The sequence below is a fragment of the Bradyrhizobium guangdongense genome, from assembly GCF_004114975.1.
GTDB classification, from domain to species: Bacteria; Pseudomonadota; Alphaproteobacteria; order Rhizobiales; family Xanthobacteraceae; genus Bradyrhizobium; species Bradyrhizobium guangdongense.
In genome coordinates, this window is sequence record NZ_CP030051.1 from 6967245 (window position 1) to 6980774 (window position 13530).

Here is a 13530-nt window from a genome sequence, read left to right on the forward strand (position 1 = left end):
CATCAATGACAGATACATTCGATTTCATCGTCGTGGGCGCGGGCTCCGGCGGGTGCGCGGTGGCGGGGCGGCTGTCGGAGGATGCGGCGACATCGGTGGCGCTGCTCGATGCCGGCGGCACGAACGACAGCTGGCGGATCACGACGCCATTCGGGCTCGCGCTGCCCTACAGCGCGGCGAACTGGGCCTTCGAGACCGTGCCGCAAAAGGGGTTGAACGGACGTGTCGGTTATCAACCGCGCGGCAAGGGCCTCGGCGGCTCCTCGGCAATCAACGCCATGGTCTATATCCGCGGCCACAAATGGGACTACGACCACTGGGCCTCGCTCGGCAATCAAGGCTGGTCGTATGCGGACGTGCTGCCCTATTTCAAGCGTTCGGAGAACAATGCCGATTTCGACGGCGATTATCACGGCAAGGGCGGGCCGCTGCACGTCAACCGGCTGCGCTCGGACAATCCTGTTCACGACATCTTCCACCAGGCCGCGCGCGAGGCGCAGTTCCGCATCCGCGACGACTTCAATGGCGAAGACCACGAAGGGCTCGGCAGCTATCAGGTGACGCAGCACAAAGGCGAGCGCTGGAGCGCGGCGCGGGCCTATCTGCAGCCGCACATGGGCAAGCGCGCGAATTTGCGCGTCGAGACCGGCGCGCATGCCACCAGGATCCTGTTCGAGGGCGGACGTGCGGTCGGCGTCGAATATGTGCAGGGCAGGCAGACGAAACAGCTGCGCGCGCAGCGGGAGGTGATCCTGGCTGGCGGCGCCTTCCAGTCACCGCAGCTCTTGATGCTGTCGGGCGTCGGCGACGGCGAGGCGCTTCGCAGGCACGGCATCGGCGTCGTGCATCATCTGCCGGGCGTCGGGAAAAATCTGCAGGACCATCCGGATTTCGTCTTCGTCTATGCTTCCGACTATCCGCACTTCGTTCACTCGTCGCTCGGCCGGCTGCCATCGCTGCTCCGCGCCATTCAGCGCTATCGCCGCGAGCGGCGCGGCCTGATGACCACCAATTTCGCCGAGTGCGGCGGCTTCCTGAAAACCCGCCCGGATCTCGATGTGCCTGACATCCAGCTGCACTTCGTCATCGCGATGCTCGACGACCACGGCCGCAAGAAACACAAGGAGGCAGGCTTCTCATGTCACGTCTGCCTGCTCAGGCCGAAGAGCCGCGGCAGCGTGTGGCTGAAAAGCGCCGATCCGCTTGCCGCACCGATGATCGACCCCAACTTCCTCGGTGAAGACGATGATCTCGAAGCGATGGTCGCGGGCTTCAAGACCACGCGGCGGCTGATGGAGACGCCTGCGCTGCGTGCCTTGCAGAAGAAGGACATGTTCACGGCCGATGTGCGAACGGACGACGACATCCGCGCCGTCCTGCGGGGTCGCGTCGACACGGTCTATCATCCCGTCGGCACCTGCAAGATGGGCACGGACGCCATGGCGGTGGTGGATCCGAAGCTGAAGGTGCGTGGGCTGGAGGGCCTTCGCGTCGTCGACGCCTCGATCATGCCGACGCTGATCGGCGGCAATACCAATGCGCCTGCCATCATGATCGGGGAGAAGGCGGCGGATATGATCAAGGCCGGGATGCGGCCGAGTTAGGCGACGCGGACCGTTCCTCACCTCGCGCGCAATTGCGCGTGCGGGGCCGGGACGGCAGCCAAAGAGATAGTTTCTTTACTGACGTCGAATAGTCATGAACGAATGCAATCCTGAGCTGTAGGGAGCCAATTACAGACGATTTTAGCGAGCTGAAACCGGAACGATCGGTTCGACGTTCATACGTTCCGTTGGCAGGGTTTTGCTCATGAACAGCTTTGATCTCGCGATCTACGTCGCACTCGCCATTGCGATCGGTTTCGGTTTCAGGACCGGCCTGCTCGGCAGCGCCGTGACCATCCTCGCCTATCTCCTCGCCGCTCCCATCGCGGTCGCGCTGATGCCGCTGATCGTGCCGCAGGTCGCCGGCAACCCGAACGCGTCGCTGTTTCAGAACTGGATCTGGTTCTTCGCCATCTTCGTGGTGGTCGGCATGCTGTTCGGCTATCTCGGACGTCTCGCGCTGAGCGATACGATCCGCGACGCCGGGATCGTCGACCGGATCGGCGGCGCCGCGCTCGGCGCCATCAGGGTCGGGCTCGTCGCCACCACGCTGGTGCTGGTGTTCGACCAGATCGTGCCGCCGAGCCGCCAGCCGCCCTTCCTCGCCGGCTCGCGTCTGCGCCCATTGTTCTCGGCGGTCGGGCAGATGGGATTCAAATCGCTGCCGCCGGAGGCCGCCGAGGCAATCGACCGCCTGAAGCAGGAACGGCGCATCTAAAGCATGGGCGCGGGCGCGCCATGCATTTTGACGCGGACCCGTCCCTTATCAGGGCCGCCGATGTTGGCTAGAGTGCGCCCCGTTCAAAAACCTGCGTGCTATTTCGGGAGTGAAACAGTGGATCTTGGGATCAAAGGTCGCCGCGCCATCGTCTGCGCATCCAGCAAGGGCCTGGGGCGCGCTTGCGCCATGGCGCTGGCCGAAGCCGGCGTCGACGTCGTGCTGACCGCGCGGGGCGCGGAAGCCCTGAAGAAGACAGCCGACGAAATCCGCAAAGCCTATCCGAACGTGAAGGTCACCGAGATCGTCGGCGACATCACGACGCCGGCGGGCCGCGAAGCCGTGCTGAAGGCCTGCCCCGAGCCGGACATTCTCATCAACAATGCCGGCGGGCCGCCGCCCGGCGACTTCCGCAACTGGACCCGCGACGACTGGATCAAGGCGATCGACGCCAACATGCTGACGCCGATCGAGCTGATCAAGGCAACCGTCGACGGCATGATGGCGCGCAAGTTCGGCCGCATCGTCAACATCACCTCGGCCGCGGTGAAGGCGCCGATCGACATCCTCGGCCTCTCCAACGGCGCGCGCGCCGGCCTCACCGGCTTCATCGCGGGCCTGTCGCGCAAGACCGTGATCAACAACGTCACCATCAACGGCCTGCTGCCGGGTCCGTTCGAGACCGATCGCCTGACCAGCACCGCGAAGGGCGAAGCCGACAAGCGCGGCGTTTCGCCGGAGCAGATTCTGGCGGAGCGCGCCAAGCTGAACCCCGCGGGGCGCTTCGGCCAGCCCGACGAGTTCGGCTACGCCTGCGCCTTCCTGTGCGGGGCCAAGGCCGGCTTCATCACCGGCCAGAACATCCTGCTCGACGGCGGCGCGTTCCCGGGAACGCTGTGAGAGCGGTCTGGTACGAGCAGACGGGGCCGGCGGCGGACGTTCTCACCTATGGTGAGATGGCGACGCCGGTCGCGGGCCCGGGCGAAGTTCGCATTCGCCTGGAAGCCTCCGGCGTCAATCCGGCCGATGTCGGCCGGCGCGGCGGCTCTTATCGCGCGATGGAGTTTTCTCGCGTGATTCCGAACAGCGATGGCGCGGGTTTCGTCGACCAGATCGGCGATGGGGTGATGCGCTTCAAGCTCGGCGATCGGGTCTGGCTGTTCAACGGCCAGCGCAACGGCCGCGCCTTCGGCACCGCGGCGGAGTATATCGTACTGGCCGAGCAGCTGGTGACGCCGCTGCCGGGCCATCTCTCCTTTGCGGAAGGCGCAACGCTCGGCATCCCCGCGATGACCGCGTGGTGCAGCCTGTTTGCGGACGGGGCGATCGTCGGCAAGACCGTGCTCGTCACCGGCGGCGCCGGCGCGGTCGGCCATTATGCCGTGCAACTCGCCAAATGGGGCGGCGCGCAGGTGATCGCGACAGTCAGCTCGGCCATGAAGGGCGAGCTGGCACGGCAGGCGGGCGCCGATCTCGTGGTCAATTACAAGGACGAGGATGTCGTCGCGAAGGCGATGGCCTTCACCGGCGGACGCGGTGTCGATCGCGTCGTCGACGTCGATTTCGGCGGCAACATCGGAACGACGCTGAAGCTGATGGCCGTCAATTCCACCATCGCGGTCTACGCCACCAACGGCAAGCGCACGCCTGTCGTCCCCATGCGCGAGCTGATGGAGAAATGCATCACGTTGCGCACACTGGTGCTGTTCGCACTCCCGCCGGCGCTGCTCGCGGCGGCGCAGGCCGACATTTCGAAATGGCTGGCGGCGGGGCCGCGAATTCACAATGTCGCGGCAGAGTTCGCCCTGTCGGACACGGCGCAGGCGCATCTCGCCGTCGAGAAGGGCGACAAGCTCGGTACCGTTGTGGTCAACTGCGCCAAGTGAAGCGCCGAAGCCGGCAGCATCAGCGTTGTTTGGTGGGCTCGTCTTCGTCCTGCTGACTGGGCGCGGACGAATCGGCCGTCGTGCGTTCATCCGTCCAGTCGATGCCGAAGGCGTCGAGCCCGTCGGCAAGCAGATCACCCAGCATGGGATCGCCGAGCAGGTAGCGGGCCGTTTCGCGCCGGGGAGCGCGATAAGTCGCCCGCGCCTCGACGGCGCGCGAGCGGAGATCGTCCCAATCATCGATCGTGCCCTCGCCGCGCCCCAGCCATGTCAGCGCCACGAGATCCAGCTGCTCGTCCTCGTTGAGGGCGGTGATGAAGCTGCCAAGTTCGAGACCGGCGGGATCGGAGCCATCGTCCTCCAATACGTCGATCATATCGTCATCGGCTGCGTTGGAGCCGGAATCCGGATCGGAGTCCCCCTCCTTGACGTCGAATTCGCGCGCCTTCTCGATGATGAAGGCGACCTTGTCGGCGGAAATCGTAAGCTCTGGCATGGGCTCCCCCTGCTCGTCCTTTAGGTTGGGTCCAGGTTCCCTCGATAACGCAACATCGCGACAGATGATCCATTGCGCTTCATGGCGGAAAATGCGCATCTTTCGCCGCCAAATGAAGAAATAGGGGGCGCCCGATGCAGTGGAAGGTCGGCAAGGTCAAAATCACCAAGGTGGTCGAACTGGAAACGGTCGGCTCGACCCGCTTCATCCTGCCTCTGGCCAGCAATGACGAGATCAGGAAGTTGCCCTGGCTGATTCCGCATTTCGCGACCGAAGAGGGCCGGCTGAAAATGTCGATCCACTCGCTGGTGGTGGAGACGCCGTCGCGCCGGATCGTGGTCGACACCGGCCTCGGCAACGACAAGCAGGGCCGCAACGTTCCGACCTGGAATAACCGCAACACCCCGTTTCTGGACATGATGGCGGCCGCGGGCTTTCCGCCTGACAGCATCGACACCGTGCTGTGCACGCATCTTCACGTCGATCATGTCGGCTGGAATACGAAGCTGGTCGGCGGCAAATGGGCGCCCGCCTTCCCCAAAGCGCGCTACGTGTTCGGACGCGCCGAATACGAGCATTGGCTGAAACACTCGACCGAGCCGGACAAGCAGGCCGTCTTTGACGATTCCGTGAAGCCGATCGTCGATGCCGACCGTGCCGATCTGATCCCGAGCGATCACAGGCTCTCGGACGAGATCAGCATGATCCCGACGCCCGGCCACAGTCCGGGCCATATGAGCGTCCTGATCCAGTCGGACGGCGAACAGGGGCTCTTGACCGGCGACGTCGCTCATCATCCATGCCAGATGGCGCATCTCGACTGGTCCTCCACCGCGGATTCCGACCTGACGCAATCCGCTGTGACGCGGCGTGAGCTGTTCGGCCGGTTTGCCGATACGCCGACGCTCGTGATCGGCGGGCATTTCTCGGCCGGCCACATCCGCCGGGAGGGCAATGCGTTCAGGTTTGTGGCGCAGCAATCCTAGCAAATCGTAGCAACCATTAAGTCGCCCCCGATGGCCTTGATGGTGACGCCGCGCTTGCGCCCATCAAGGCGTGGCCTGGCAGCAGCTGATGTAAGGCGGGAGCAGAGCGACGGCCAGCCTTGACGGCCGCCGCGCGCGGCGTCTTTGTTGCGGCAGGTCGGGACGAAGAAACGGTCGCCTAGTCGAACAAAGAAACGGGTCAGGCGGCGGGCCGCTTGGCGAGTTGAGGCAGCTCTGCCACCCAGGGAGTTCCGCGGGCGACGACGGCGTTGATCGTGACGAGCAGCTTTCTGGCGCAGGCGATGAGCGCGCATTTGTGGCCTTTGCCGGCGGCGATCAGGCGGGCGTACAGAGCCTTGAGCTGCGGATTCCAGCGGAAGGATGCCGCAAGGGCCGCGGTGTAGAGCGCCCGGCGCAGGCGTTCGCGGCCACCCTCGATGTGACGGGCGCCGGCGCGATTGCCGCTGTCGTCGTCGTAAGGCGCCAGCCCGCCGAGAGCTGCAGCGGGCCCACGCGTGATGTTGCCGACCTCGGGCATCCTGACCAGGACGGCAACCGCGGTCGGCAGGCCGCAGCCGGCGACGCTATAGATCAGATCGAGCCGTGCGGCCAGATCAGGGTGCTTGCGGATCGTCGCCAGCAGCGCTTTGAGTTCAGCTCGTTTGGACTTGGTCAGGAGCGCGATCTGCGCCTTCCAAACCCCTTGAATCCGCGTGTCGCGGCAACTCTCAAGCCGGTTCTTCAGTCTTGCGATGTCCTCCGTGATCTGGTCGATCATCGTCAGATGCTCGGCAAAGGGCTGCAGACGCGGATCCGGAGCGGGATGGATCGTTTTGACCGCAGCAGTGCACATCGCGATCAGCGCCGCGTCGATCGTATCGTTCTTGGCCAGCAGCTGATGGAACGTGGCATAGGCACGGACCTGCTTGGGCTGAAACAGGACGACGACGAACCGCTTGCGTCGCAGCTCAGCGACGACAGCCCGCTCATAGCCTCCGCTTGCCTCGATCCCTATCCGCTTGACCTTGTGGCCCTTCAGCCACTCCACCAGCTCCTGGCGGCCTTCTACCGTATTGTCGACCTGCAATCGCTCCGAGCTGCCGTCGACCGCCACGTCGAGCTTGTCTTTGCCGGTATCGATCCCGGCACAGATCATGATATGCTTGGCCATCTTCCTCGACCCTCCCTTGTGAATGCGAACCTGAAGTTCGTTCAACCATGCGGGTCCCGCTGAAGTGCCGACCGCGATCTTGCTACGAAACGCAGCCCTTCAGGGCTTCGGTGGGCATCGATCCGATCGATCGGCGGCCCAGCTCGGGCGGCCACCCGGGCTGGGCCATTCCTCACGGAACGTGGCCATCCTAACCCGGCGCGCTAATACAAGGGTGGGCAAAGCGCACCGTGCCCACCAACGCCGGCTATTGAGAGAAGGTGGTGGGCATGGCGCTCCGCGCCTTTGCCCACCCTACCAGGAAGGGCTGCAATGCACCCGGTTCTGGGCGGTTGAATTTCCCGCCGCCCTGTTCCATGAAGCTATTTAACCGATCAGTCCATCCCAAGGGAGAAACGAGAATGAAGCTTATTCGTTACGGCGAAAAGGGTGCGGAAAAGCCCGGCCTGATCGACAAATCCGGCCAGTTGCGCGATCTGTCGGCGCATCTGAAGGACCTCACCGGCGAGGCCTATTCGCCTGAATCCCTGAAGAAGCTGGCGGCGATCGACCCCGCTTCTCTGCCCGCCGTCTCCGGCAAGCCGCGCTTCGGCGCGCCCGTCACCGGCATCTCGAAATTCGTCGCGATCGGCCTCAACTACAGCGACCACGCCAAGGAGACCGGCGCAGCCATTCCGACCGAGCCGATCATCTTCATGAAGGCGAACACCTCGCTGTCCGGCCCCAACGACGCCGTCGAGAAGCCGCGCGGCTCGACCAAGCTCGACTGGGAGGTCGAGATCGCCTGCATCATCGGCACCCGCGCCAAGTACGTTTCGGAAGCCGATGCGCTGAACTACGTCGCCGGCTATTGCGTCTGCAACGACGTCTCCGAGCGCAACTTCCAGACCGAGCGCCTGGGCCAGTGGACCAAGGGCAAGTCGCATGACACGTTCGGCCCGGTTGGCCCGTGGCTCGCCACCAAGGACGAGATCAAGGACGTACAGAACCTGTCGATGTGGCTCGACGTCAACGGCCAGCGCCGCCAGACCGGCTCGACCAAGACCATGATCTTCTCGATGGCCAAGTGCGTCTCCTATGTCTCGCAGTTCATGACCCTGCTGCCGGGTGACATCATCACCACGGGCACCCCGCCCGGCGTCGGCCTCGGCATGAAGCCGCCGACCTTCCTCAATGTCGGCGACGTCGTCACGCTCGGCATCGAAGGCCTCGGCGAGCAGCGCCAGGAGATCGTTGCGGCGTAAGGCTGCGATCACCGCCCTCTCTCCCGTCATTGCGAGCGAAGCGAAGCAATCCAGACTATTTCCACGGAGACAGCCTGGATTGCTTCGCTCGCAATGACGAAAACAACTGCCGTCACCCGGAGGACATCCCCATGAAACTCTCCTTCTCCGCCGCCTCGCCCTTCGCCCGCAAGGTGCGCATCGCCGCGATCGAGCTCGGGCTGATCGACAGGATCGAATTCATGCCGGCAACTGTCGCACCGGGCACGGTCAACGAGGACTATTCGAAGATCACGCCGCTGAAGAAGCTGCCGGTGCTGATCACCGATGAGGGCGACGTCATCCTGGATTCCTACGTCATCGTCGAATACCTCAACGAGATGGCCGGCGGCAGCCTGATCCCGGCCTACGGTCCGGGGCGCTGGAAGGCCAAGACCAATCACTCGCTGATCAACGGCATGCTCGATTCCATGCTGCTGTGCCGCTACGAGAAAATGGTGCGACCGCAGGGCCTGCAATGGCAGGCCTGGATGGACGATCATTGGAATCGGGCCTGGACCGGCATGGCGCGCTTCGAGAATATGCCCGAGGTGCTCGACGGCCCGTTCGACATCTCGCAGATCGGCCTTGTTTGCGTGCTCGGCTACGCCGACTTCCGCTTCGCCGATTGCGGCTGGCGCAAGGCCTATCCGAAACTCGACGCCTTCCATCAGAAGATGCTGGAGCGGCCCTCGGTCAAGATCTCGGTGCCGCCGGCAGCATGAGCCGAGGAGCTCTCATGAGCCTGAAGTTTTCGGTCGGCGACCTCACCATCCATCGCATCATCGAGCAGGAAACCTCGTTCGTGCCGGCGCTGGAGATGCTGCCGGGACTGACGCCAGAGGTGCTGGCCGAGAACCGGGGTTGGATGCTGCAGGCACGCGCGCTGGACGAGCAGGACGTGCTGCTGCTGTGCTTTCAGTCGTATGTGGTGACGACGCCGCATCACACCATTCTCGTCGACAGCTGCATCGGCAACGACAAGCCGCGACCCAACCGTCCGAAATGGAACATGAAGACGGACGACACCTATCTGCGCGGCCTCAACGCTGCCGGATTTGCCGTCGAGGACATCGATTTCGTGATGTGCACGCATCTGCATGTCGATCACGTCGGCTGGAACACGCGGCTCGAGAACGGCCGCTGGCTGCCGACCTTCCCCAGAGCGCGGTACGTCTTCGCCAAGCAGGAATACGACCACTGGTTCGAGCAGAATGCGAAGGCGGAGATTCCGCCCTTTGCCGACAGCGTGCTGCCGGTCGTCGAAGCCAAACGACATGAGCTCGTCGGCAACGATCACCAGATCGGCGACCACGTCCGCATCCTGCCGACACCGGGCCATACGCCCGGCCATGTCGCGATCACCATGGGCCGCGGCAAGGACGATGCTGTGTTCTCCGGTGACCTCATGCATTCGCCCTTGCAGACGCTATACCCGGAGCTGTCGATCAAGTTCGACGTCGATCCGGCCAAGGCGGCCACGACGCGTCGCAGCTTTCTCGAGCGCTATTGCGACACCGACACGCTGTGCTGTACCGCGCATTTCCCCTCGCCGTCGGTCGGGAAGATCAAACGCAAGGGCAATGCGTTCGTCTGCGCGGCGGTGTGATCTAGCGGCTCACTGTATCTTCCGTCATGCCCGGGCTTGTCCCGGGCATCCACGGACTTACAATCAACGGCAACAAGAACGTGGATGGCCGGGACAAGCCCGGCCATGACGAGGAAACACCATGGCCGGTCTCCCAGATATCCCTCTCCCCGCCGGCATCCGCTCGCGTTATGTCGACGGCATCAACGGTCTGCGCATGCATGTGCTCGAGGCCGGGTTCGAGACCAAGGGCCGCCGCTGCATCCTGTTGCTGCACGGCTTTCCCGAGCTTGCCTTCTCCTGGCGCAAGGTGATGCCGGCGCTGGCGGCGGCCGGTTATCACGTGATCGCACCCGACCAGCGCGGCTATGGCCGTACCACGGGCTGGACCGCGGATTACGACGGCGATCTCGCGCCGTTCTCACTGCTCAACCTCGTGCGCGATGCGCTCGCACTGGTGTCGGCGTTCGGCTACACGCAGGTCGACCTGGCGGGTCATGATTTCGGCAGCCCGGTCGCGGCTTGGTGTGCGCTGATCCGCCCGGACGTGTTTCGCACGGTGACGCTGATGAGTGCGCCGTTCGGCGGCGCGCCGGCGTTGCCGTTCAACACGGCCGATAAGCCCGCACAGCCTGCGGCCGAAGATCCCGTGCATGGCGAGCTCGCCGCGCTGCCGCGGCCGCGCATCCACTATCAATGGTACTATTCGACACGCGGAGCGAACGCAGACATGCAGCACGCGCCGCAGGGCGTGCATGATTTCCTGCGCGCCTATTATCACCACAAAAGCGCCGACTGGATCGACAACAAGCCTCATCCGATGAAGTCGTGGTCGGCGGACGAACTCGCAAAGCTGCCGACGTATTACGTGATGGATCTCGGTGAGACCATGGCCGAGACGGTCGCGAAGGAAATGCCTTCGCTGGCGGCCATCGCTGCCAACACATGGCTGCCGGACAGCGACCTCGCTTATTACAGCGCCGAATATCGCCGCACCGGATTCCAGGGCGGGTTGCAATGGTATCGCTACGTCACGTCTGGCATGTTCAACAGCGAGATGCAGCTGTTCTCGGGCCGCAGCATCGACGTGCCCTCCTGCTTCATCTCGGGCAGGCAGGATTGGGGCACTTATCAACGTCCCGGCGTGTTCGAGGCGATGCAGGGGCGCGGCTGCACGAAGCTGCTCGGCTGCCATCTCGTCGATGGTGCCGGCCATTGGGTGCAGCAGGAGCAGCCCGCCGAAGTCAGCCGGCTGCTGCTGAAGTTCCTCCGCGACGCCGCAACGGCCTGACGCGACGCCACCGTCTCGTCACAAGGCATTAATCCGGGGTTCAGGGAACATTCGGCAATATCTGACGTTGCGGGATACCGGAACTGTGTCCGGCGACCATGGGAGATGAAAATGGACAAGAAAATCGCCGGATTATTGGGCGCGGTGGCTGCGCTCGGGACGCTTGGCGCGGTCGAAGCCGCACCGGCACCGGCACCGGCAGACGTTCTGCAGGCGAATTCATATGCCGACCTGCTGGAGCCGATTGCGAACGCCAGCGCCCTGCTGCAGGCCATCGATGAAGCGCCACCGGCAAAGGCGAGCGAGAATGTTCAGCTCGCCCAGTTCTATCACCACCACCACCATCATCATCACCATCACAGCTTCTATCGGCGCTACCGCTATTATGACGACGCGCCGGTGGTCGTGGTGCCGCGGTATCGGCGGTATTACCACCATCACCACCATCATCATCACCACCATCACAGCTTCTACCGCCGCGATTATTATTGAGATCGCCGGCCGCATGAATGCGATGAACAGGACCTTCGGGTCCTGTTTGTTTTTGCCGAGGCCGTCGCCGCCGGCAGCACCAGATGGAAGCACCCGCGGCTGGTACCGCACGCAGTATAGAGGAGGCGCAAGCCCGCCAGCGTTCGCTTATTCGTTGCGCGCCTTCTCCTTGGCCGCGCGATGGAGATGCCGGTAAGTGCCGTCGAACACCGTATCGGATGACGACGTCCATTCGGTGCCGGCGGCCAGTTTGGGGCGACTGTTGTAGATCCGGCGAGCCTGGAGCTCGCGCTCCGCCGCTTCCTCTTCCCCCATGGGCTCGAGCTCGAAGTTGGCCTCCTCGGGAATGACGATGATTTGAGCGAAGGGTTCGTTAGGCCGGAAGATGTGAGTTCGGCCTTCGGCCGGCGCCTTGAAGACGCAAAAGAACATCATCGGCCACCAATTGCGGATCAGCGCAGGGACCGCGATCGGCACAGTGTCGGTCCGATCGGCATAGAAGCGCGGATGCGGCTCGGTCCGAATCGCCATGCCTTTCTCGACCTTGAGATCGAGCAGGATCTGATAGGTATAGAATGCGTCGCCAAACCTGCGAAACGGCGGCCATTCCGCGCCACCTTCCGGCGGTTCGCCCCAATCGGCCTCGAGGACCAAACGGCCATCCCTGGTCGTGACACGAAGCTCGAAGTCATAGGGATAGAACAGCTCGATGCCGTATTGCGCGCCCTCGGAAAACGGCACGCAATGCCAGACCTGCTCACGCGAACCGTTCGCACGCGGCTCGCGCGTGCCGGACCATCCCGGGATTTCCATCTTGGTGCGGCGGGGCGCCAGCCGCGGATCGTTCAGACGAAACTTGACCTTGGCCATTATTCACCCGTCCATTCAAACTCTAGAATTTAAACCTGTACCTCGGGGCAGGTTTCCATGCACTCAAGCGCCATCCGTGGCGGCACGTGGATTGTCAGGATTCGCGCGGCGCGCGTGAATTGACCCTGAACGAATTGCAGCCTATATCGATTTAGAACCATTCTAAACTGATAACAGGTCCAATTCGTGAAGAACTTTGCCGATCTAACCGAGCGCGAGGTGCTTGCGGTCGCGATCTCCTCCGAGGAGGAAGACAGCCGCATTTACATGAGCTTCGCCGAAGATCTGAAGGAACGCTATCCCGACTCGGCCAAGCTGTTCGAGCAGATGGCCGAAGAAGAGCGCGGCCACCGGCACATGCTGCTGGAAATGTACGAGCAACGCTTCGGCCAGCATTTGCCACCGATCCGTCGGGAGGACGTCAAGGGATTCCTGAAGCGCCGCCCGGTCTGGCTCACCAAGAACCTGCCACTCGACACCATCCGCAGGGAGGTCGAGACCATGGAATTGCAGGCCGAGCGCTTTTACGTGAAGGCAGCCGAACAGGCCCAGGATGTCGGCGTGCGCCGCTTGCTCGGCGATCTCGCGGAAGCCGAGAAAGGCCACGAGGAGACCGCTGCGAAACTGACAGACCAGATCCTGAGCTCCGACGTGCGCGCGGAAGAAGATCGCACCCATCGCCGCATGTTCGTGCTGCAATATGTGCAGCCGGGCCTCGCCGGCCTGATGGACGGCTCGGTCTCGACACTGGCGCCGCTGTTCGCCGCGGCCTTTGCCACGCATCACAACTGGCAGACCTTTCTGGTCGGCCTCGCCGCCTCGATCGGCGCCGGCATCAGCATGGGGTTTGCGGAAGCGCTGTCCGACGACGGCTCGCTGACGGGCCGCGGCTCGCCCTGGCTGCGCGGCGTCACCTGCGGCGCAATGACGACGCTCGGCGGGCTCGGCCACACCGCGCCCTATCTCGTGCCCGACAGCTGGGCCAATGCGTTCTGGATCGCGACCGCGATCGCCTGCGTCGTCGTGTTCTTCGAACTATGGGCGATCGCGTTCATCCGCTCGCGCTACATGGACACGCCTTTCCTTCAGGCCGTGTTCCAGATCGTGCTCGGCGGCGCCATCGTGCTGGCGGTGGGCATCTTGATCGGGGCGGCGTAGGCGACGGC

At 63.7% G+C, this 13530-nt stretch carries 14 protein-coding genes; 11 read left to right on the forward strand and 3 right to left on the reverse strand.

Going from position 1 to position 13530, the window contains the following annotated elements; all coding sequences use genetic code 11:
* The first annotated feature begins 5 nt into the window (after positions 1-5).
* The 4 genes from X265_RS33395 to X265_RS33410 all read left to right on the forward strand — a co-directional run bounded on the left by X265_RS33395 (position 6) and on the right by X265_RS33410 (position 4208).
* On the forward strand, positions 6-1604 hold the full coding sequence (locus tag X265_RS33395; protein ID WP_164938917.1) for a GMC family oxidoreductase: 1599 nt from the start codon (positions 6-8) through the stop codon (positions 1602-1604).
* 205 nt (positions 1605-1809) lie between these two features.
* Positions 1810-2322: a CvpA family protein gene (locus X265_RS33400; RefSeq protein WP_128968681.1), complete on the forward strand. Its 513-nt coding sequence runs from the start codon at positions 1810-1812 to the stop codon at positions 2320-2322.
* Positions 2323-2439: 117 nt separating this feature from the next.
* A complete protein-coding gene (locus tag X265_RS33405; RefSeq protein WP_128968682.1) occupies positions 2440-3222 on the forward strand; it encodes an SDR family oxidoreductase in 783 nt (260 codons plus the stop codon).
* Positions 3219-4208, forward strand: coding sequence for an NADPH:quinone reductase (locus tag X265_RS33410; RefSeq protein WP_128968683.1), 990 nt, complete (start codon positions 3219-3221; stop codon positions 4206-4208). Before X265_RS33405 ends, X265_RS33410 begins: the two co-directional genes overlap by 4 nt.
* 19 nt (positions 4209-4227) lie before the next feature.
* Here the strand turns inward: X265_RS33410 and X265_RS33415 are convergent, their stop codons facing one another.
* Positions 4228-4704, reverse strand: a complete 477-nt coding sequence (locus X265_RS33415) for a DUF3775 domain-containing protein (RefSeq protein ID WP_128968684.1) — start codon at positions 4702-4704, stop codon at positions 4228-4230.
* Positions 4705-4838: 134 nt separating this feature from the next.
* Here X265_RS33415 and X265_RS33420 point away from each other — a divergent pair, with 134 nt between their 5' ends.
* On the forward strand, positions 4839-5690 hold the full coding sequence (locus X265_RS33420; RefSeq protein ID WP_128968685.1) for an MBL fold metallo-hydrolase: 852 nt from the start codon (positions 4839-4841) through the stop codon (positions 5688-5690).
* Positions 5691-5889: 199 nt separating this feature from the next.
* Here X265_RS33420 and X265_RS33425 read toward each other — a convergent pair whose 3' ends face one another.
* The gene (locus X265_RS33425) at positions 5890-6861 is read right to left on the reverse strand and encodes an IS110 family RNA-guided transposase (protein ID WP_128963081.1); all 972 of its coding nucleotides are present in this window, start codon (positions 6859-6861) and stop codon (positions 5890-5892) included.
* 401 nt (positions 6862-7262) lie between these two features.
* Here X265_RS33425 and X265_RS33430 point away from each other — a divergent pair, with 401 nt between their 5' ends.
* The 5 genes from X265_RS33430 to X265_RS33450 all read left to right on the forward strand — a co-directional run bounded on the left by X265_RS33430 (position 7263) and on the right by X265_RS33450 (position 11494).
* Complete coding sequence (locus tag X265_RS33430; RefSeq protein ID WP_128968686.1) at positions 7263-8105, forward strand: fumarylacetoacetate hydrolase family protein; 843 nt, start codon at positions 7263-7265, stop codon at positions 8103-8105.
* A gap of 131 nt (positions 8106-8236) precedes the next feature.
* Positions 8237-8848, forward strand: a complete 612-nt coding sequence (locus tag X265_RS33435) for a glutathione S-transferase family protein (protein WP_128968687.1) — start codon at positions 8237-8239, stop codon at positions 8846-8848.
* Between the two features lie 14 nt (positions 8849-8862).
* Positions 8863-9732 carry an MBL fold metallo-hydrolase gene (locus X265_RS33440; RefSeq protein ID WP_128968688.1) on the forward strand — a complete coding sequence of 290 codons (870 nt, stop codon included), beginning with the start codon at positions 8863-8865 and terminating at the stop codon, positions 9730-9732.
* Positions 9733-9853: 121 nt separating this feature from the next.
* Positions 9854-11002 (forward strand): alpha/beta hydrolase, encoded by a 1149-nt coding sequence (locus X265_RS33445; protein ID WP_128968689.1) that lies wholly within the window; start codon positions 9854-9856, stop codon positions 11000-11002.
* Between the two features lie 111 nt (positions 11003-11113).
* Positions 11114-11494: a hypothetical protein gene (locus X265_RS33450; protein WP_128968690.1), complete on the forward strand. Its 381-nt coding sequence runs from the start codon at positions 11114-11116 to the stop codon at positions 11492-11494.
* 147 nt (positions 11495-11641) lie between these two features.
* Here the strand turns inward: X265_RS33450 and X265_RS33455 are convergent, their stop codons facing one another.
* On the reverse strand, positions 11642-12364 hold the full coding sequence (locus X265_RS33455; RefSeq protein ID WP_128968691.1) for a hypothetical protein: 723 nt from the start codon (positions 12362-12364) through the stop codon (positions 11642-11644).
* Positions 12365-12550: 186 nt separating this feature from the next.
* Here X265_RS33455 and mbfA point away from each other — a divergent pair, with 186 nt between their 5' ends.
* Positions 12551-13522, forward strand: coding sequence for an iron exporter MbfA (gene mbfA / locus X265_RS33460; protein WP_128968692.1), 972 nt, complete (start codon positions 12551-12553; stop codon positions 13520-13522).
* The last annotated feature ends 8 nt before the right edge of the window (positions 13523-13530 follow it).